At 68.1% G+C, this 17,841-nt stretch carries 19 protein-coding genes; 7 read left to right on the forward strand and 12 right to left on the reverse strand.

Annotation, left to right across the window (positions count from 1 at the left end; translation table 11 throughout):
- Window positions 1-22 precede the first annotated feature (22 nt).
- The 4 genes from AB4Z27_RS04485 to AB4Z27_RS04500 are packed head-to-tail and all read right to left on the reverse strand — an operon-like array spanning window position 23 to window position 3,953.
- Window positions 23-850 carry a carbohydrate ABC transporter permease gene (locus AB4Z27_RS04485; protein ID WP_092289866.1) on the reverse strand — a complete coding sequence of 276 codons (828 nt, stop codon included), beginning with the start codon at window positions 848-850 and terminating at the stop codon, window positions 23-25.
- On the reverse strand, window positions 843-1,727 hold the full coding sequence (locus tag AB4Z27_RS04490) for a carbohydrate ABC transporter permease (protein WP_092289868.1): 885 nt from the start codon (window positions 1,725-1,727) through the stop codon (window positions 843-845). Before AB4Z27_RS04490 ends, AB4Z27_RS04485 begins: the two co-directional genes overlap by 8 nt.
- Window positions 1,724-2,833 carry an ABC transporter ATP-binding protein gene (locus AB4Z27_RS04495; protein WP_441643980.1) on the reverse strand — a complete coding sequence of 370 codons (1,110 nt, stop codon included), beginning with the start codon at window positions 2,831-2,833 and terminating at the stop codon, window positions 1,724-1,726. Before AB4Z27_RS04495 ends, AB4Z27_RS04490 begins: the two co-directional genes overlap by 4 nt.
- 1 nt (window position 2,834) lies before the next feature.
- Window positions 2,835-3,953, reverse strand: a complete 1,119-nt coding sequence (locus AB4Z27_RS04500) for an ABC transporter ATP-binding protein (protein WP_092289872.1) — start codon at window positions 3,951-3,953, stop codon at window positions 2,835-2,837.
- 181 nt (window positions 3,954-4,134) lie between these two features.
- Here AB4Z27_RS04500 and AB4Z27_RS04505 point away from each other — a divergent pair, with 181 nt between their 5' ends.
- Window positions 4,135-4,905 carry a DeoR/GlpR family DNA-binding transcription regulator gene (locus AB4Z27_RS04505; protein WP_177219831.1) on the forward strand — a complete coding sequence of 257 codons (771 nt, stop codon included), beginning with the start codon at window positions 4,135-4,137 and terminating at the stop codon, window positions 4,903-4,905.
- Between the two features lie 172 nt (window positions 4,906-5,077).
- On the opposite strand, the gene purU is transcribed toward AB4Z27_RS04505, so the two are convergent.
- Both purU and AB4Z27_RS04515 read right to left on the reverse strand, forming a co-directional pair.
- On the reverse strand, window positions 5,078-5,944 hold the full coding sequence (gene purU, locus AB4Z27_RS04510) for a formyltetrahydrofolate deformylase (RefSeq protein ID WP_092289875.1): 867 nt from the start codon (window positions 5,942-5,944) through the stop codon (window positions 5,078-5,080).
- Window positions 5,945-6,012: 68 nt separating this feature from the next.
- Window positions 6,013-6,867: a DUF4743 domain-containing protein gene (locus AB4Z27_RS04515; protein ID WP_441643981.1), complete on the reverse strand. Its 855-nt coding sequence runs from the start codon at window positions 6,865-6,867 to the stop codon at window positions 6,013-6,015.
- Between the two features lie 54 nt (window positions 6,868-6,921).
- Here AB4Z27_RS04515 and glpK point away from each other — a divergent pair, with 54 nt between their 5' ends.
- The 3 genes from glpK (at window position 6,922) to AB4Z27_RS04530 (ending at window position 10,593) form a co-directional block, all read left to right on the forward strand.
- Window positions 6,922-8,454 carry a glycerol kinase GlpK gene (gene glpK, locus AB4Z27_RS04520; protein ID WP_441643982.1) on the forward strand — a complete coding sequence of 511 codons (1,533 nt, stop codon included), beginning with the start codon at window positions 6,922-6,924 and terminating at the stop codon, window positions 8,452-8,454.
- A gap of 66 nt (window positions 8,455-8,520) precedes the next feature.
- Window positions 8,521-10,149, forward strand: coding sequence for a glycerol-3-phosphate dehydrogenase/oxidase (locus AB4Z27_RS04525; protein ID WP_441643983.1), 1,629 nt, complete (start codon window positions 8,521-8,523; stop codon window positions 10,147-10,149).
- Between the two features lie 60 nt (window positions 10,150-10,209).
- Window positions 10,210-10,593, forward strand: a complete 384-nt coding sequence (locus tag AB4Z27_RS04530; protein WP_092289886.1) for a hypothetical protein — start codon at window positions 10,210-10,212, stop codon at window positions 10,591-10,593.
- 45 nt (window positions 10,594-10,638) lie between these two features.
- On the opposite strand, the gene AB4Z27_RS04535 is transcribed toward AB4Z27_RS04530, so the two are convergent.
- From AB4Z27_RS04535 to AB4Z27_RS04550, 4 genes are all read right to left on the reverse strand, one after another.
- Window positions 10,639-10,917 carry a hypothetical protein gene (locus AB4Z27_RS04535; RefSeq protein ID WP_441643984.1) on the reverse strand — a complete coding sequence of 93 codons (279 nt, stop codon included), beginning with the start codon at window positions 10,915-10,917 and terminating at the stop codon, window positions 10,639-10,641.
- Between the two features lie 64 nt (window positions 10,918-10,981).
- Window positions 10,982-11,206, reverse strand: a complete 225-nt coding sequence (locus tag AB4Z27_RS04540; protein ID WP_092289888.1) for a hypothetical protein — start codon at window positions 11,204-11,206, stop codon at window positions 10,982-10,984.
- 87 nt (window positions 11,207-11,293) lie between these two features.
- Window positions 11,294-11,716: a YXWGXW repeat-containing protein gene (locus tag AB4Z27_RS04545; RefSeq protein ID WP_092289890.1), complete on the reverse strand. Its 423-nt coding sequence runs from the start codon at window positions 11,714-11,716 to the stop codon at window positions 11,294-11,296.
- A gap of 139 nt (window positions 11,717-11,855) precedes the next feature.
- Complete coding sequence (locus AB4Z27_RS04550) at window positions 11,856-12,071, reverse strand: hypothetical protein (RefSeq protein ID WP_092289892.1); 216 nt, start codon at window positions 12,069-12,071, stop codon at window positions 11,856-11,858.
- Between the two features lie 177 nt (window positions 12,072-12,248).
- On the opposite strand from AB4Z27_RS04550, the gene AB4Z27_RS04555 reads away from it, so the two are divergent.
- Entirely contained in the window at window positions 12,249-12,770 is a 522-nt protein-coding gene (locus tag AB4Z27_RS04555; RefSeq protein ID WP_441644005.1) for a YfiR family protein, read from the forward strand.
- Window positions 12,767-14,005, forward strand: coding sequence for a diguanylate cyclase domain-containing protein (locus AB4Z27_RS04560; protein ID WP_441643985.1), 1,239 nt, complete (start codon window positions 12,767-12,769; stop codon window positions 14,003-14,005). Before AB4Z27_RS04555 ends, AB4Z27_RS04560 begins: the two co-directional genes overlap by 4 nt.
- A 26-nt stretch (window positions 14,006-14,031) precedes the next feature.
- On the opposite strand, the gene AB4Z27_RS04565 is transcribed toward AB4Z27_RS04560, so the two are convergent.
- Together AB4Z27_RS04565 and AB4Z27_RS04570 are read right to left on the reverse strand one after the other, a co-directional pair.
- A complete protein-coding gene (locus AB4Z27_RS04565) occupies window positions 14,032-14,307 on the reverse strand; it encodes a hypothetical protein (RefSeq protein WP_441644006.1) in 276 nt (91 codons plus the stop codon).
- A gap of 57 nt (window positions 14,308-14,364) precedes the next feature.
- Window positions 14,365-15,216, reverse strand: a complete 852-nt coding sequence (locus AB4Z27_RS04570) for a D-amino acid aminotransferase (protein WP_092289907.1) — start codon at window positions 15,214-15,216, stop codon at window positions 14,365-14,367.
- 338 nt (window positions 15,217-15,554) lie between these two features.
- Between AB4Z27_RS04570 and bcsB the strand changes: the two genes are divergently transcribed.
- Window positions 15,555-17,840, forward strand: coding sequence for a cellulose biosynthesis cyclic di-GMP-binding regulatory protein BcsB (gene bcsB / locus AB4Z27_RS04575; RefSeq protein WP_441643986.1), 2,286 nt, complete (start codon window positions 15,555-15,557; stop codon window positions 17,838-17,840).
- The last annotated feature ends 1 nt before the right edge of the window (window position 17,841 follow it).

Consider the following 17,841-nt stretch of genomic DNA (forward strand, 5'->3'; position numbering starts at 1 on the left):
TCCTCTCTTTGACCGGGGCGCGCTACACGCGGCCCATGGCGAAGCCCTTGGCGATGTAGTGCCGCACGAACCAGATCACGATGGCGCCCGGCACGATGGTCAGCACGCCGGCGGCGGCCAGCACGCCCCAGTCCATGCCGGAGGCCGACACCGTGCGGGTCATGGTGGCCACGATCGGCTTGGCATTGACCGAGGTCAAGGTCCGCGCCAGGAGCAGTTCCACCCAGCTGAACATGAAGCAGAAGAACGCCGCCACGCCCACCCCGGCCTTGATCAGCGGCAGGAAGATGGTCAGGAAGAAGCGCGGGAACGAGTAGCCGTCCACATAGGCGGTTTCGTCGATCTCGCGCGGCACGCCGGACATGAAGCCTTCCAGGATCCAGACCGCCAGCGGCACGTTGAAGACCAGATGCGCCAGCGCCACGCCGAGGTGGGTGTCCATCAGCCCGATGGTGGTGTAGAGCTGGAAGAACGGCAGCAGGAACACCGCCGGGGGCGTCATGCGGTTGGTCAGCAGCCAGAAGAACACGTGCTTGTCGCCGATGAACTGGTAGCGCGAGAACGCGTAGGCCGCCGGCAGCGCCACGCTGATCGAGATCACCGTGTTCAGGGCGACGTAGATCAGCGAGTTGATRTAGCCGGAGTACCAGGAGGCATCGGTGAAGATGGTCCGGTAGTGCTCGAGCGTGAACGACGCCGGCCACAGCGACAGCGTGGTCAGGATCTCCTCGTTGGTCTTGAACGACATGTTGACCATCCARTAGATCGGCACGATGGCGAACAACAGGTAGACCACCAGGAACACCGGCCGCCATGCGCCGGCCCGGTTGCTGGCGTGTTGACTAGCCATGGGGCACCTCCTCCCCGCCGGACGTGCCGGCGCGCTGCATCCAGTTATAGAGGATGAAACAGGTCAGCAGGATGATCAGGAAGTAGACAATCGAGAACGCCGCCGCCGGCCCCAGGTCGAACTGGCCCACCGCCTTCTGGGTCAGGTACTGGGAAAGGAAGGTGGTGGCGTTGCCCGGCCCGCCGCCGGTCAGCACGAAGGGCTCGGTATAGATCATGAAGCTGTCCATGAAGCGCAGCAGCACGGCAATCATCAGCACGCCGCGCAGCTTGGGGAGCTGGATGTAGCGGAAGACGGCGAAGCGGCTCGCCCCGTCGATCTGGGCCGCCTGGTAGTAGGCGTCCGGAATCGCGCGCAGCCCGGCGTAGCAGAGCAGCGCCACCAGCGGGGTCCAGTGCCAGACATCCATCACCAGCACCGTGACCCAGGCATCCACCGCGCTGCCCGTGTAGTTATAGTCGAATCCCATCGCCTCCAGGGCGGCGCCGAGCAGGCCGATGTCGGTGCGGCCGAAGATCTGCCAGATCGTGCCGACCACGTTCCATGGAATCAGCAGCGACAGCGCGATGATGACCAGCACCGCCGACGCCCGCCAGCCCTTGGCCGGCATGGCCAGCGCCAGCAGGATGCCGAGCGGGATCTCCACCAGCAGCACGGCCAGCGAGAAGCCGAGCTGGCGGATCAGGGCGTCGTGCAGTTCGGCATCGCGCAGCACGGTGCGGAACCATTCCGTGCCGACGAACACGCGGCGCTCCGGCGAGATGATGTCCTGCACCGAATAATTGACGATGGTCATCAGCGGCAGGATGGCGGAGAACGCCACGCACAGCACCACGGGCAGCACCAGCAGCCAGGCCTTCTGGTTGACGGGCTTCATTGGACCAGTTCCTCGTTGATATAGAAGCAGGTGTGGCGATTGAACACCGTGAGCCACGCCGTGTCCCCGGGGGCCAGGGTGGCCGCCTCGGTGCCGAGCCGGGCGCGCAGGATGCCGCCGGCCTGATCGCCCTCCCCCGCCACCGTGCCGGTGACGAGCCAGTACGTGCCGATGTCCTGCGCGCGCGTCACGCGCATCGGCATGGCCTGGGGGTCGTCGGCGGCGGCCAGTTGCAGGTACTCGGGCCGCACCCCCACCTTGAAGGTGCCGGCGCCCTCCAGCGAGGCGCCGATGCCCGCCGGCAGCTCCGGCATGTAGCGGCGCCCGGCCACCTCGATGGCGCCGTTGCGCCACGTCCCCGGCAGGAAGTTCATGCCCGGCGAGCCGATGAAATTGCCGACAAAGGTATGCGCGGGCCGCTCGAACAGCGCATCGGCAGCGCCCACCTGCACCGCCTTGCCGCGCGACATCACCACCACCTGATCGGCGAAGGTCAGCGCCTCGGTCTGGTCGTGCGTCACGTAGATCAGCGTCAGCCGGAATTCGTGATGGATTTCCTTGAGCTTGCGCCGCAGCTGCCATTTCAGGTGCGGATCGATCACGGTCAGCGGCTCGTCGAACAGGATGGCCGAGACGTCCTGCCGCACCAGCCCGCGCCCGAGCGAGATCTTTTGCTTGGCGTCCGCCGCCAGCCCGCTCGCGCGACGGTCCAGCGAAGCCGACAGGTCTAGCATTTCGGCGACTTTGCCCACCCGCTCCTTGACCTGGGCCGCCGGCACACCGCGATTGCGCAGSGGAAAGGCCAGGTTCTCGCCSACRGTCATCGTGTCGTAGATCACCGGAAACTGGAACACCTGGGCGATGTTGCGCGCCTGCGGGGTGGCGGCGGTCACGTCCTGGCCATCGAACTGGATCGTGCCCTGCGAGGGCCGCAGCAGGCCGGACACGCAATTCAGCAGCGTGGTCTTGCCGCAGCCGGAGGGCCCGAGCAGCGCGTAGGCGCCGCCATCCTCGAAGGTGAAGCGCAGCGGCAGCAGCGCGTAGTCCTCATCGGTCTTGGGTTCGGCGACGTAGGAATGGGCGAGGTCGAGGTCGATCCTGGCCATCTCAGCCACCCGTCTCGGTGATGGGCGTGCTGACCACATCGGCCAGCGCGCCGGGCCGCTGGGGCGCATGGATGCGCAGGCCGGCGGCGTCGAACAGGTAGAGATGGGCCGGCTCCAGATGCAGCGAGAGCGGCGCGCCGAGTTTCAGATCGAGCACCCCGGCGAACTGCGCCACGAGGTTGCCCATCGCCGTATCGAGGTGGACGAAGGTGTCGGAGCCGGACAGTTCGGCCAGCGCCACCTTGCCCGGCACCGCCACCGCGCCGGGCACGGCGGCCAGCCGCAGCGCGGCGGCGCGCACGCCCACCGTGACCGGGCCATCGGGCGCCTGCACGTCGGGGAGCGGAATCACGATGTTCCCGGCCAGCGTTACGCGGCCCGCTTCCAGCCGGCCTTCGACGAGGTTCATCGGCGGATCGCTAAACGCCCGCGCCACGCGCAGCGAGGCGGGATAGTGGAAGACCTCGGGGGTCGGACCGTACTGGAGCAGTTCGCCGGCATCGAGCACCGCCGTGTAGCCGCCGAGCAGCAGCGCCTCGGCCGGTTCGGTGGTGGCGTAGATGACCGTGGCGTCGCCATGGGCGAACAGCTGGGTCAACTCCTCGCGCAATTCCTCGCGCAGCTTGTAGTCGAGGTTGACCAGCGGCTCGTCCAGCAGCATCAGCGGCGCGTTCTTGGCCAGCGCCCGGGCCAGCGCCACGCGCTGCTGCTGGCCGCCGGACAACTCCGCCGGGTAGCGCGCCAGCAGGTGGTCGATGCGCAGCCGGCCGGCGATTGCGCGGACCTGGGTGTCCAGCTCCGGCCCGCGCACGTTGCGCAGCCGCAGCGGCGAGGCGATGTTGTCGAAGACGGTAAGCGAGGGGTAGTTGATGAACTGCTGGTAGACCATCGAGACATTGCGCTCGCGCACCGGCACGCCGGTCACGTCGGTCCCGTCGGCCAGTACCCGGCCCGCGCTGGGCTTGTCCAGCCCCGCCATGACCCGCATCAGCGAGGTCTTGCCCGCCTGGGTGGCCCCAAGGAGAATGGTCACGGCCCCGCGTACAGGCGCCAGTGACATCGGATAAAGATAGGCTTGCGATCCCACCTGCTGCGCAACGCCGTCCAGGCTCAGTTGCATCCGGTCTCCATCGGTTCGATTCGTGTTCGAACTGCATTGGCGTGCTTGTTCGATCACATTCAGAACCGTGACCGAGGGGCACTATTCATGGCATCCCGCTCGTTTTAGCAAATAAACGAACACAAAACAATCGTGCAGTGCATCATTTGTTTTCGTTTGTGTTTGAACTAGAATGCGGCACATGACGCTCAATCCCCGCCAGACCGCCCTGCTCGAGGAAGTCCGCAACCAGGGCTTTGCCTCCATCGACGAACTCGCGCGCAAGTTCGGCGTGACGCTGCAAACCGTGCGGCGCGATGTGAATCTGCTGGCGGAAAACGGCATGCTCGCGCGTTTTCATGGCGGCGTGCGGATGGATGGGTCCACCACCGAGAACATCGCCTACCGGCAGCGGCAGGTGCTGCATGCCGAGGGCAAGGTGCGCATCGCGCGGGCCGTGGCGGCGGCGGTGCCGGAAGGCTGCTCGCTGATCCTGAACATCGGCACGACGGTGGAGGAAATTGCCCGCGCGCTGATGCATCACCGCGGGCTGCGCGTCATCACCAACAACCTGCACGTGGCCAATATCCTGGCCGACAACCCCGATTGCGAGGTCATCGTGGCCGGCGGCGTGCTGCGCTCGCGCGACCGGGGCATCATCGGCGAGGCCACGGTGGAGTTCATCCGCCAGTTCAAGGTCGATATCGGCCTGATCGGCATMTCGGGCATCGAGACCGACGGCACGCTGCGTGACTACGATTTCCGCGAAGTGAAGGTGGCGCGCACGATCATGGAGCACTCGCGCGAGGTGTGGCTCGCGGCCGATGCCAGCAAGTTCAACCGTCAGGCGATGGTGGAACTGGCGCCACTCTCCAGCATCGACCGCCTGTTCACGGACGAGCCGCTACGGCCGCCGTTTGTGCAGATGCTGGCGGACAGTGGAGTGAATTGTGTGGTGGCGGACGGGGAATGAAGCGGGGGCGGTGTCCTTGACCGGCGCCGTCCCTCTCCCCCGACCCCTCTCCCGGAGGGAGAGGGGAGGAACACCCTCGGCCTGTCACGCGCTGCCGGTTTGCTCCCCTCTCCCGCTTGCGGGAGAGGGGCCGGGGGAGAGCGTCAGCGCCCCTTGGTGCGATACCGTCCGTTTACTTGAAGACGACGGTCTTGTGCCCGTTCACCAGGATGCGGTGTTCGGCATGCCACTTGACCGCGCGGGCCAGCGCCACGCATTCCACGTCGCGGCCGACGGCGGTCAGTTGCTCGGGGTCCATGCTGTGGTCCACGCGCTCGATTTCCTGCTCGATGATCGGGCCTTCGTCGAGGTCGGCCGTCACATAGTGCGCCGTGGCGCCGATCAGCTTCACGCCCCGGTCGTGCGCCTGGTAGTACGGCTTGGCGCCCTTGAAGCTCGGCAGGAAGGAATGGTGGATGTTGATCGCGCGGCCGGCCAGCTTGCGGCACAGGTCGTCGGACAACACCTGCATGTAGCGCGCCAGCACCACCAGATCGATGTTCTGGTCACGCACCACCTCGAACACGCGCGCTTCCTGCGCGGACTTCTGCTCGGCGGACGCGTTCATCAGCGGCAGGTGGAAGAACGGCACGTCGTACGACGCGGCGAGCTGGTAGAAGTCACGATGGTTCGAGACGATCGCGGCGATCTCCACCGGCAGCCCGCCCGCCTTGGCGCGGAACAGCAGGTCGTTCAGGCAGTGGCCGATCTTGGACACCATGATCATCACGCGCGGCTTCACGGTGGCGTCGAATACATCCCACTGCATGCCGAACTGGTCACCGACCGGCGCGAAGGCCTGGCGCAGCGCGGCGAGGTCCGGGCCGCCGGGGGCGGGCATGAAATGCACGCGCATGAAGAAACGGCCCGTGAATTCGTCGCCGTACTGGTCGGAATCGACAATATTGCAGCCGTGCTGGAACAGCAGGCCGGAAACAGCATGAACAATGCCCGGCTGGTCCGGGCACGAAAGGGTAAGGATAAATCCGGTGGCGCTCATCGTAGGCAAATCGGGCAAATCATCATGTGGCAGGCCGGCACCGTGATGCGCAGCGAGGCTGGGGCGGGTCAGGCTGGGGGCGCGCTGGGCGTCCAGCCGCGCCGGATAAGCGTATCCAGCGTCACCAGCGTGGCATCCACGGTCATGGCGCGGTCCGCCATGATAGCAAGCAATGCGCCCGGCTCGATACGCCGGTGCTCGGCCACCTCCCCGTCGCGGTTCACCGGCACGAAGTCCGGCGGCAGCGTCAGGTCATATATGTATACGTGCTCCCACTGCACACCCTCGGGGATCTCGCGCAGTACCTCGATCACGCCGTGGGGCGCGGCCCGGCCCGCCAGATCGGGCGGAATGCCGGATTCCTCGTCGCATTCCCGGATCAGCGTTTCGAGCGGATGGCTGCCGTGGGGCATGCCGCCGGCCACGAGGTTGTCCCACATGCCGGGGTCGACCGATTTGCTCTCGCTGCGGCGGGAAATCCACATCGCCCGCTCGCCGGCGATGATCCCGTTCATGTGCGAGGCGAAGGTCAGCAGCCCGAGGAAGCGCGCTGCAGCGCGCTCCACCACGGCGAACGCCGGCGCGGCGAGGGCCGGGGTGATCGCGAACAACTCGTTGCGCCAGCCGCGCACGTGGCCGGCGTCGGCCAGTTGCCGTGCCAGCGTGGCCAGCGCCGCGCTGCGGGTCTCGAAGGTGGTGCAGGCGGGGAGCAGCGTCACGGCGTCCGGCTCGCCCGCGGAGCCATCGCCCAGCATGCCGGGGATGCGCCGCAACAGTTCCGCATGGACGCGGGGCATCCACCCCACCTGCTGTCCGGCCACGGTCAGCCGCAAGTGGGCGGCGGGCTCGAACGGGCTGCGCGCGGTCACGCCGGCGCGCACCACACTCACGATATCTGACGGTTGGAACAAGGATTCGGCCATGGCAGCGATGTCTGGCCGGCAAACCCGGCCGCAATTCAATTCCGGATGGAACGCATGACCCCGACGCCTTCATCGCAGCAGCCCCAGTACGTGCTGGCCCTCGACCAGGGCACCAGCAGCTCGCGCGCCATCCTGTTCGATCACGCCGGCAATGTGGTGCGGATCGCCCAGCGCGAGTTCCGGCAATATTATCCGCATCCCGGGCACGTCGAGCACGATCCCTATGAAATCTGGCAGTCGCAGCTGGCCGTGGCCCACGAGGTATTGGGCGATGCCGGCGTCAGCGGCACCCAGATCCGCGCCATCGGCATCACCAACCAACGCGAGACCACCGTGCTGTGGGACCGCAAGACCGGCGAGCCGGTGGGCCGCGCGCTGGTCTGGCAGGACCGCCGCACCGCGCCGATGTGCGAAGCCTTGCAGGCCGAGGGCCACGGCGACACCTTCCAGCAAAAGACCGGCCTGATCATCGACGCCTATTTCTCGGGCACCAAGCTGCGCTGGATGCTCGACCACTACGAAGGCGCCCGTGCCCGCGCCGAACGCGGCGAACTGGCCTTCGGCACTGTCGATAGCTGGCTGATCTGGCAATTGACCGATGGCAAGCGCCACGTGACGGATGTGTCGAATGCATCACGCACGCTGCTGTTCAACATCCACGATTTCCGCTGGGACGACGAMCTGCTCGGCCTGCTCGACATTCCGCGCAGCCTGCTGCCGGAGGTGGCGCCCTCCAGCGGCGAGGTGGCGCGCACCTCGGCCCGGCTGTTCGGCACCGAGATCCCCATCGCAGGCATCGCCGGAGACCAGCAGGCGGCCACCTTCGGTCAGGTCTGCTTCTCGCCCGGCATGGCGAAGAACACCTACGGCACCGGCTGCTTCATCCTGATGAAYGCCGGAAGYCAGCCCGTGACCTCGCGCAACCGGCTGCTGACGACGATTGGCTGGCAGATCGGCMASGACACSCARTATTGCCTCGAAGGCGGCGTGTTCATGGGCGGCGCCACGATCCAGTGGCTGCGCGAYGGCCTGAAGCTGATCCAGAGCGCRCCCGAGGTGGAGCCGCTCGCGCGGCAGTGCGAGGACACCGGCGGCGTGGTGCTGGTGCCGGCCTTCGCCGGGCTCGGCGCGCCACACTGGGACCCCTTCGCGCGTGGCACCATCGTCGGCATCACGCGGGGCACCGGCGGGCCGCATATCGCCCGTGCCGCGCTGGAATCGATCGCCCTGCAAAGCGTGGATGTACTCGACGCGATGCAGAAGGACGCCGGCATCGCGCTGGCCGAGCTGCGGGTGGATGGCGGCGCCTCGCGCAGCGACCTGCTGATGCAGATGCAGGCCGACCTGCTCGGCACGCCGGTGGTGCGCCCCCGCGTGACCGAGACCACCGCGCTGGGCGCCGCCTATCTGGCCGGGCTGGCCACCGGCTACTGGGCCGATACCGAAGAGATTGCGCGCCAGTGGCAGGTGGAGCRCCGCTTCGAGCCACGCCTCTCCGCCGATGAGCGCGCGCAGCGGCTGGGCCGCTGGCACCGCGCCGTGGACCGCGCCCGYGACTGGGCGCGCGACGACGCGCCGGCCGCCTGACCGCGCCTCACCACGCGACCCATCGCCAAACTTCGCCGACATACGATCGATTTGCACCGAACCACCATGCCCACACCCGCCCTCCCCATCCAGCCCCCCTCGCGCGCCGCCCTGCTCGACACCCTGCGGCGCGAGGCCCGCTGGGACGTCATCGTCATCGGCGGCGGCGCCACCGGGCTCGGCACGGCCGTGGACGCCGCGTCGCGCGGCTATCGCACCCTGCTGCTGGAGGCGGCCGACTTCGCCAAGGGCACATCAAGCAAGGCCACCAAGCTCGTGCACGGCGGCGTGCGCTACCTGGCCCAGGGCAACATCAGCCTGGTACGCGAGGCGCTGCACGAGCGCGGCCTGCTGGCCCGCAACGCGCCGCACCTGGTCTGGCCGCTGGGCTTCGTGGTGCCGGCCTACCAGATGTTCGACCAGCCGTTCTACGGCATCGGCCTCAAGGTGTACGACATGCTGGCGGGCAGCCTGAACCTGTCCGGCAGCCGCTGGCTGAACCATCGGGAGACGCTGGAGGCCGCGCCCACGCTGGCCGAACACGTCGGCGGCCGGCCGCTGCGCGGCGGCAACCTCTACTTCGACGGCCAGTTCGACGATGCACGGCTGGCCGTGGCGCTGATGCGCACGCTGTTCGACGTGGGCGGCACGGCGGTCAACTACATGCGCGTGACCGGGCTCTCGCAGAAAAACGGCGTGATCACCGGCGTGACCGCGCAGGATGCCCTCGATGGCAATGGCAATGGCAACGGCGAAGGCAGCGAGACCTTCCCGCTGCGCGCGGACTGCGTGATCAATGCCACGGGGGTGTGGGTCGATGCCGTGCGGCAGATGGAGGACGGGCAGGCGCGGACCATGGTGGCGCCGAGCCAGGGCGTGCACCTGACCATCCCGCGCAGCTTCCTGCCCGGCGACCGCGCGATCCTGATTCCGAAGACCGATGACGGCCGGGTGCTGTTCGTCGTGCCCTGGAACGGCCACACCATCGTCGGTACCACCGACACGCCGCGCCACGACCTGCCGCTGGAGCCCCGCGCGGGCGCCGATGACGTCGATTTCATCCTGGAGACGGCGGCGCGCTACCTGTCCCGCGACCCCACGCGCGCCGACGTGACCAGCGTCTGGGCCGGCCTGCGGCCGCTGGTCAAGGCGACTGGCGAGGCGTCCACGGCCTCGCTGTCGCGCGAACATACGATTTTGGTGTCGAAGGCTGGCCTGATCACGGTCACCGGCGGCAAGTGGACCACCTATCGCAAGATGGCCGAGGACGTGGTGGAAACGGCGATCCAGCGCCAGCTACTGCCCGCGGCACCGGGCCGCACGGCCGATCTGCCGCTGCACGGCGCCACCGGCCTGCCGGCGGACCTGCCCGCGCCGGGCTCCGGGTCGCCAGACCGCTACTACGGCGCCGACCTGCCGCTGGTGCACGCGCTGCCCGGCGCCGACGTCCTGGCGGTGCCCGAAACCGGCCTGACCGAGGCCCACGTACGCTTTGCCGCCCGCCACGAACTGGCCCGGCGCGTGGAAGACGTGCTGGCCCGCCGCAACCGCGCGCTGTTCCTGGACGCCCGCGCAGCACTGGCCGGCGCCCCGCGCGTGGCCGCCATCCTGGCCGAGGAACTCGGGCACGACGCGGCCTGGCAGGCGCGCGAACTGGAGAGCTTTGGCGCGCTGGCGAAGGGGTACCTGCTATAAAGGCGCAGCTGGCGCCAAGACTTGGGCGATAATGCCGGGTATCGCATCAGGGAGAACACCATGGACGAGATTGACGATCTGTCCGATCTGCCGATGCCCCGGTTCATCTGGGGCTTCGCTGTCATCGCCGGCAAGGGCGGCGAGATCATGCATGACGAATTTGAATATTTGACCCACACGCGCAGCCCGCGCTTCACGTGCCGTGTGGTGGAGCTGGAGGACATGCCGGCGGACAGCGAGGAGTCCGGCATCGACGGCCGCCTCGTGCATTACGACGAGCCGGACCGCCTGTTCTACATCACCGACGCCGGGCTGGCGCTGGTGAACTTCCAGCTGTTTGACAGCTTGCCCGAGAAAGGCAAGCTCAAGAAGGTCTGCGACGAAGCCATCACCAACTGGCTGCTGCGCCGCGATTTCCTCGACGACGAGGAAGACGAAGGCTAAAGCCTTCAGCGCCCCTCTTCCACAGGGAGAGGGGCCATCCCAGCTTCAGGCGGTCACGCCCGCCAGCCCCTTTTCCAGCACTTCGGCCATCAGGCCGTTCATGCCGCCCGGGTGCTCCTTGGCGAKTTCCTGCAGGCGCGTCGCCAGTTTCCCTTCCAGTTTGCATGCAAACGGCACCAGGCCGGCCTGCTGGTCGAGCTTGCGCTGCTCGCGCCGGGCGAGCGTTGCCGCCTGACCCGCGCCACCGCCACGCACCGCCGCAGCGTGCTTCATCTCATGGGCGATCTTGAGGCCTTTGTTCTTTTCCAGGTCCGTCTTCTTCACGGGAATTTGTCCGAGGGGAATTAAGTAAGGGCGCCATTGTACCGGGGCGGGCCGGGTGGCCGGTTTATTCCGGCTGCACCGTGATCAGGCCCGACGCCACGCGTTCGATCTCGCAATAGACCGGCAGCGCCTCCAGCGGCCCCGTGCAGCCTACGCCCGAGGCCTGGCCCGCATCCGCGCCCGGGGGCAGGAACACAAACGCCATGCCGGGCTGCCAGCCCGGATGCCGACGCAGGCTGTCGTTGAGGATGTCGAGATACTGCGCACGCGAGAAGACCTGCTTTGCCATGTCTCATGCCTCCGGGTGGAATCATCTCGCGGAAATCCTAGCATGGCGCCCCGCGCGGCAGTTACCGCATGATGAGAAGACCGTGACTCAGCACTCGCCTTTCTTGGCGTGGCCCGGCGGGCAGCCCTTGCCGCCCTTGTCCTTGTGCTTGCCGTGGTCGCCCGGCCCCTGGTTCCAGCGCTCCGGCTGCATCACCCAGCCATTGCTCGCCTCCACCCAGCGCGGCGACTCGTAGACATAGCCCGGCCGATCCTTGGCCCACTTGCCCTGCTTCCACTTGTGCTTGTGACCGTGGTCGTCCCARGCCCAGTAGCCGGGCTGCCAGACATAGCCGGGGCGCGGCGCGGGCACGGCCTCGTAGATCGGGGCCGGCGGCGGGGTGCCGATGCCGATATTGATATTGACCTGCGCCATCGCCGCCGGCGCGAACGCCAGGGTGGCTGCGAGCAGCGTCGCGCCTGTCATGGCGCGGACGAGATGGCGTTGGACCTGGTCTTGAAGCCTGGGCATTCCTTCTCCTTCTATCTGTCTTCGGGTTTTCGATGGCAAACAGGCAGCAGCGGGCACGGACCGATGGGGCCCGCCTTGCGAAAGGATATCGGGAAACGAGGTGGCGTGACAGTCACCGGGCACGCCGGATGAGCGACCGTCAGTGATCGGCGGCCATCGCCTTGAGCTGGGCGTCGCCGGCCACGCGCGCGGCGTCGGCCGTGGTGAACGTGTCGTCGGACACAATGGTGCGCCGGACCTGCTGGGCGCTGAAGTCCACCAGCGCAATGATCCAGACATAGCGCCCTGCCTGCGGCGCGGTCTGCACGAACGCCTTCACTTGCCCTTTTTGTTGCGATTGGGATTCGGTTGCCATGGTGCCCTCCGTGGACAAACGCGTTCAGACGACTCTAGCACATCCACATGGGCGCGCCCGCTACAGTTTGCCGGCCCGGTGCCGACATCCCAATGGACCCCACCCTACTGGCCCCCACCCCCACCCCTGCCCGTGCCGCGCGCCAAGTCTCTGTCCCTCCTGCTGCCCGCCTTGCCGATGCTCGCCGCGCTGCTGCTGGCCACGCCCCGGCTGGCCGCGCACGACCTGGCACCGGCCGCCCCGGCGCTGCCGCGCCCGGAGGCCGTGGCGCGCGTGGTCATGTCCCTGCTCGGCTACGCGCGCTGGCCCGTGGAGCGCGACACCCTGCGGCTCTGCGTGGACCCCGTCGCCCGCTATGCCGGCAAGCTGATGGAGGGCGGCGCGCTCTCCACAGGCCGGCTGGTGGCCACGCGGCAGCTCGATCCGATGGCCAGCAACCCGGCGCCCGACTGCGACGCGCTCTATGTCGGCGCGATGTCCGCCCCGCGTCGCGAGAAGATCTCGGCCGACCTGACCGGCCGCCCGGTACTGATCATCGCCGAGGAAGACTTCGAATGTGACGCAGGCAGCATGTTTTGCCTCAATGTCCGCGAGCGGCAGGTCTCGTTCCGCGTCAACCTCGATGCCCTCGGCCGCAGCGGCATCCACGTCCACCCCGGCGTGCTGCAACTRGGTCGCCGCAAGGCGCCGGCATCATGACCCGCGCCGCCCGGCCGTCGCTCTATGGCACCCTGCGCCGCTTCCACCTGAGCGTGGCGCTAATCGCCGTCTTCACGGCCGGCACCACGCTCACCGGCCTGGGCCTGACCGCGCTGCGCGACTATGCCGACCACAACCTGCGGCTGGTGGCGCGCTCCATCGCCTATACGGTGGAGGCGCCGATCGTGTTCCGCGATGAAGCCGCCGCCGCCGAGACCCTGGCGATGATCGCCGCCAGCGAAGACGTGACCGCGGCCTGGATTTTCGATCGGGACAGCCAGCCGGTGGCCAGCTGGCATCGCCATGGTTCGGCGCGCTTCCCAGACCTGCACCAGTTCGCCCGGGACCTGCTGACCTCGGGCCCGGTGGACCAGCCGGTCTTCCACGAATCCCAGCAGGTGGGCAGCGTGCGCGTGGTCGGCGACCCCGTGGCGCTGCTCCACTTCCTGCTCAAAGGCATGCTCGCGTTGATGGCCTGCCTGCTGCTGACGGCGGTGGGCGCGCACTACCTGTCCAGCCGCATGCTCGTGCACATCATCGATCCGGTGCGCAGCCTGATGCGCGTGGCCCATGCGGTGCGATCCGAACGCGCGTTCGGCCAGCGCGTGCCGCCGGCGCGCATCGACGAACTCAATGCGCTGGGCGAGGATTTCAACGTGCTGCTCGACGAACTGGAGGCCTGGCAGGGACAGTTGCAGCACGAGAACCGCTCGCTGGCACATCGCGCCACGCACGACAGCCTGACCGGCCTGCTGAACCGCGCCGCCTTCACCGAGGCACTCGACCAGGCCGTGCGCAGCGCGGCGGCGCTGGGCCAGCGCGTGGCCGTGCTCTATCTGGACAGTGACGATTTCAAGGGCATCAACGACCGCCACGGCCATGCCGTGGGGGACACGGTGCTGGTGGGCATCGCCCAGCGCATCCGGGCCTGCCTGCGCGAGACCGACCGCGCGGCCCGGCTGGGCGGCGATGAGTTCGCGGTGCTGCTGGGAACCTTGCGGGAGGCCGACGACGCCGTGCTGACCGCCCAGCGCATCCTGGCGGCGATGACCGAGCCGTTCGGCGTGGCGGGCGGGGCGAGCATCGGGGCGACGCTCAGTATCGGGGTGGCGGTCTATCCGGTGCACGCGCGCGGCGGTACCGCGCTGCTGCATGCGGCGGACGCCGCGATGTACGGCGCCAAGCGCCAGTCCGGCGCCACCTGGCGCTACGCAGAGGCGGTGGCGCCGGCCTGAGCCGCACCATCCGCCATCCACAATCCTYAGTCGCCGAACGGGTTCGGCRCGGTGGAGACCGGCTCGTCGGTCAGGTCGAACTCGTCCCGGACGTCATCCACGACATTGCGGATGGCGGCTTCGAAGCCGCGTGCATTGCCGAAGCGGGCCATGTCCCAGTTCCGGCCGCGCACATCGCGCGGGTGCGGCTGCGGGTCCGGCACCTGGATGTGTCGGCCTTCGTCGGCAATCTCGTCGATCTGCTGGACCCGCCGGCTCACCTCTTCCATGATGACGCGCCGGCTGCGCTCGCGCTTGGCCATGACTGGCCTCCTCTCGGTGGTTCGTCCGCGGCCATCCTAGCACGGGCACGCCGTGCGTTATAGCGCTGCCTTGGCCGCCTGGTAGGCCGCGTAGAGGCGCTGGAACACCGGGCCGGGCTTGCCGTTGCCGATGGCGCGGCCGTCGAGCGTGACCACCGGCAGCAGCTCCTTGCTGGCCGACGACAGCATGACTTCGTCCGCCGCGAAAACCTCGTCGCGCGAGATGCGGCGCGAGGTGAACGAGATGTCCATGGCGGCGCAGAGTTCCTCCATCAGGCCGTAGCGGATGCCTTCCAGGATCAGGTTGTCCTTCGGCGGGGCCACCACGCGGCCCTGCTGCACCAGCCACACGTTCGACGCCGAGGCCTCGGTGAGCTGGCCGTCGCGGAACTGGATCGCCTCGGTCACGCCGTTGGCGGCGGCTTCCTGCGCAGCCAGCACGTTGCCGAGCAGCGAGGTGGACTTGATCTGGCAGTTCAGCCAGCGGCGGTCTTCCATCGTCACGCAGGCCACGCCCTGCTCCACCGCCGACGCCGGTGGCAGCGCCATCGGGTTGGTCATGATCAGCACGGTCGGCGTGACCGCTTCCTTCGGGAACGCATGTGCCCGCTTCGCCACGCCGCGCGTGACCTGCATGTAGACCATCTGGTCCGACAGGCCGTTGGCCTGGACCACGCGGCCGATCAGCGCGAGCCATTCGGCTTCGGTATAGGGATCGTCGATGCCGATAGCCGCCAGGCTGCGCTTCAAACGCGCCAGATGCTGCGCGCCCCGGAACGGCTTGCCGTTRTAGAGCGGGATCACTTCATAGATGCCGTCGCCAAAGATGAACCCGCGGTCGAGGACGGGAATGCGGGCTTCGGACAACGGGAGCAGGTCCCCGTTCAGGTAGACGATGGCTTCGGACATGGCGCGATGACGGCGATGAGGGTAGGAGATTGTCATTCTTCCACATGGCGCTTCCTCCCCTTATGCAAATTGTGCATCGACGCTGCACCATTTCTCGCCAATCCGCGCCCGTGTGACGCCAAACGCTTGACCCGTTCGCGCAAACAGGAGCCACTGAATTCAATCTTTTGCCCGAATRCGGCGATGTGAATTGAATTCTTTTTAATTCACGATCCACGCCCCGCACCACCTCRTAATTCGCCGAAAACTGCGTGCTATATTCGTCACGCAGTCCCGTGAGCGCGGCGCTTCGGTCTTCTTTGATGGTGCGGCTGCGCCACCTTCACAGGGCACTCGATATGACTCTTCTCGTGTCAGACCTGCGCTGTGGCGGCAAACGGCTCGCCATGCTGTGCATGGCCGCAGGTGCCGCGTCCGCGATGGCGCAAACGCCAGCCCCGGCCCCTGCGGCAACGGCAGCTTCGATCCCGGCAGCCGCTGCACCGGCCCCGGGCCGCACCCAGGTGCTCACGCTGGCCCAGATGGGCGCCAACCAGCCCATCCCGCTGCGCGGCGTGGACCCCGACCGCACACTGAACATCGGCGTGCGCCTCGATGAAGTGGTCACGGCCGCCAGGCTCAAGCTGGTCTTCACGTATTCGCCCTCGCTGGTCTATCCGCTCTCCCACCTGAAGATCCGCCTCAACGACGAAGTCGTGGCCACCCTGCCGCTGGAGAAGGAGCAGGCGGGCCAGCAGATCACGCGCGAGATCGACCTCGACCCGCGCTACTTCACGGACTTCAATCGCCTGAACGTGCAGATGATCGCCCACTACACGGTCGATCACTGCGAGGACCCCTACCACTCCAGCCTCTGGGCGGACATCAGCCCGGCCACCACGCTGACGCTGACCAAGCTGCCCGTCACGCTGCCGGACAACCTCGCGCTGCTGCCCGCCCCGTTTTTCGACCGCCGTGACAACAGCCGCGTCACCGTGCCCTTCGTGCTGCCAGCCAATGCCGATGCGGCCACGCTGCAGGCCGCCGGCGTGGTGTCGTCCTGGCTCGGCGCGCTGGCCAGCTATCGGGAGCTGCGCTTCCCGTCACGCAGCCAGCCGCCCGCCGATGCCCACGCCGTTGTCTTTGCGATGCCGAACGCCATCCCGGCGGGCCTCCAGTTGCCCGAGATCCAGGGCGCCTCGGTCAGCGTGATGCCGAATCCGTCGAATCCGGCGCGCAAGCTGCTGGTGCTCGCGGGCCGCAATCCGCAGGAACTGCAGGTGGCGGCCAATGCGCTGGTGCTCGGCAAGGCTGCCATGGCGGGCAACCGCGCCGGCGTGCAGTCGGTGGAACTCGGCAAACCGCGCAAGCCCTACGACGCGCCGGCCTGGGCGCCGGTGGACCGCCCCGTGCTGTTCAAGGAACTCGTCACGGACCCGCAGCAGCTCCAGGTAGGCGGCGCCAGCCCCGAGCCGATCCGGGTGAACCTGCGCGTGCCGGCYGACCTGTACGGCTGGAACGACCGCGCCGTGCCGATGAACGTGAGGTACCGCTACACCGCGCCGTCCACCTACAACGACTCGGTGCTCAGCGTCGATATCAACGAGCAGCTCGTGCGCTCGTACCGGCTCAAGCCGCTGACCGCGCAGAACGACGAGAGCCTGGTCAGCGTGCCGCTGATCTCGGGCGGCAGCGCGTCCGTCAGCAACGAAATCCTGATCCCGGCCTTCCGCGTGGGCAGCAACAACCAGATGCAGTTCCGCTTCCACATGGACTCGCAGAAGACCGGCCTGTGCGCGTCCACGGCGGCCAACGTGGCGCGCGCGGCGGTCGACCCCGATTCGTCGATCGACTTCAGCGGCTTCTCCCACTACGCCGCGCTGCCCAACCTCGCCTTCTTCGCCAACAGCGGCTATCCGTTCACCCGGCTGGCGGACCTGGCCGATACCGCCGTGGTCATGCCGGACGCCCCGAGCGCGCTCGACCAGGAGGCGATGCTGACGCTGCTCGGCCACATGGGCAAGTGGACCGGCCTGCCGGCGCTGCGCGTGGCGGTGGCGCCGGCCAAGGCCATCGACACCGTGAAGGACCGCAACCTGCTGATGGTGGGCACGGGCAGCGCCGGCGAGATCCTGGCGCAGTGGGGCAAGTCCCTGCCGATCCTGGTCCAGCAGGGCCGCACCGAAATCACGCTGCGCGACCAGCGCGGCGGGGCGTGGACCAACTGGCTCAGTGGCGAGGCAGACCACAACGTGTCACCCGCCGGGCGCGCCATCCTCTCGGCCGATGGCCCGCTGGCGGCGCTGATCGGCTTCGAGTCACCGTACGCGGCGCAGCGCAGCGTGGTCGCCGTGACCGCCACCGCGCCGGAGAACGTGCGCGATGTGCTCGATGTGCTCGAGGACGCCGGCAAGGTCGCCCAGATCCGCGGCGACCTCACCGTGGTCCGCCAGCGCGAGGTGGAGGGGCTGCGCCTGGGCGAGCGCTACTACGTCGGCACCCTGCCCTGGTACGCGCGCGTGTGGGTGCGCATGGCGGACCACCCGGCGCTGCTGGCCATCGCCGGCCTCGTCGCCGGGCTGCTGGTGGCGCTGACCCTGTTCTGGGCGCTGGGCCGGATCGCGGCACGCCGCAACGGAGGGTGAC

It is taken from the genome of Cupriavidus sp. KB_39 (genome assembly GCF_052114485.1).
In the GTDB taxonomy this organism is placed as follows: Bacteria; Pseudomonadota; Gammaproteobacteria; order Burkholderiales; family Burkholderiaceae; genus Cupriavidus.

Excerpts from the sequence above, each read along its gene's own strand:
- AB4Z27_RS04515 (WP_441643981.1), bottom strand. The coding sequence starts at position 6,867 with ATGGCCGAATCCTTGTTCCAACCGTCAGATATCGTGAGTGTGGTGCGC.
- AB4Z27_RS04525 (WP_441643983.1), top strand. The coding sequence starts at position 8,521 with ATGCCCACACCCGCCCTCCCCATCCAGCCCCCCTCGCGCGCCGCCCTG.
- AB4Z27_RS04560 (WP_441643985.1), top strand. The coding sequence starts at position 12,767 with ATGACCCGCGCCGCCCGGCCGTCGCTCTATGGCACCCTGCGCCGCTTC.
- AB4Z27_RS04530 (WP_092289886.1), top strand. The coding sequence starts at position 10,210 with ATGGACGAGATTGACGATCTGTCCGATCTGCCGATGCCCCGGTTCATC.
- AB4Z27_RS04490 (WP_092289868.1), bottom strand. The coding sequence starts at position 1,727 with ATGAAGCCCGTCAACCAGAAGGCCTGGCTGCTGGTGCTGCCCGTGGTG.
- purU (WP_092289875.1), bottom strand. The coding sequence starts at position 5,944 with ATGAGCGCCACCGGATTTATCCTTACCCTTTCGTGCCCGGACCAGCCG.
- AB4Z27_RS04540 (WP_092289888.1), bottom strand. The coding sequence starts at position 11,206 with ATGGCAAAGCAGGTCTTCTCGCGTGCGCAGTATCTCGACATCCTCAAC.
- AB4Z27_RS04550 (WP_092289892.1), bottom strand. The coding sequence starts at position 12,071 with ATGGCAACCGAATCCCAATCGCAACAAAAAGGGCAAGTGAAGGCGTTC.
- AB4Z27_RS04500 (WP_092289872.1), bottom strand. The coding sequence starts at position 3,953 with ATGCAACTGAGCCTGGACGGCGTTGCGCAGCAGGTGGGATCGCAAGCC.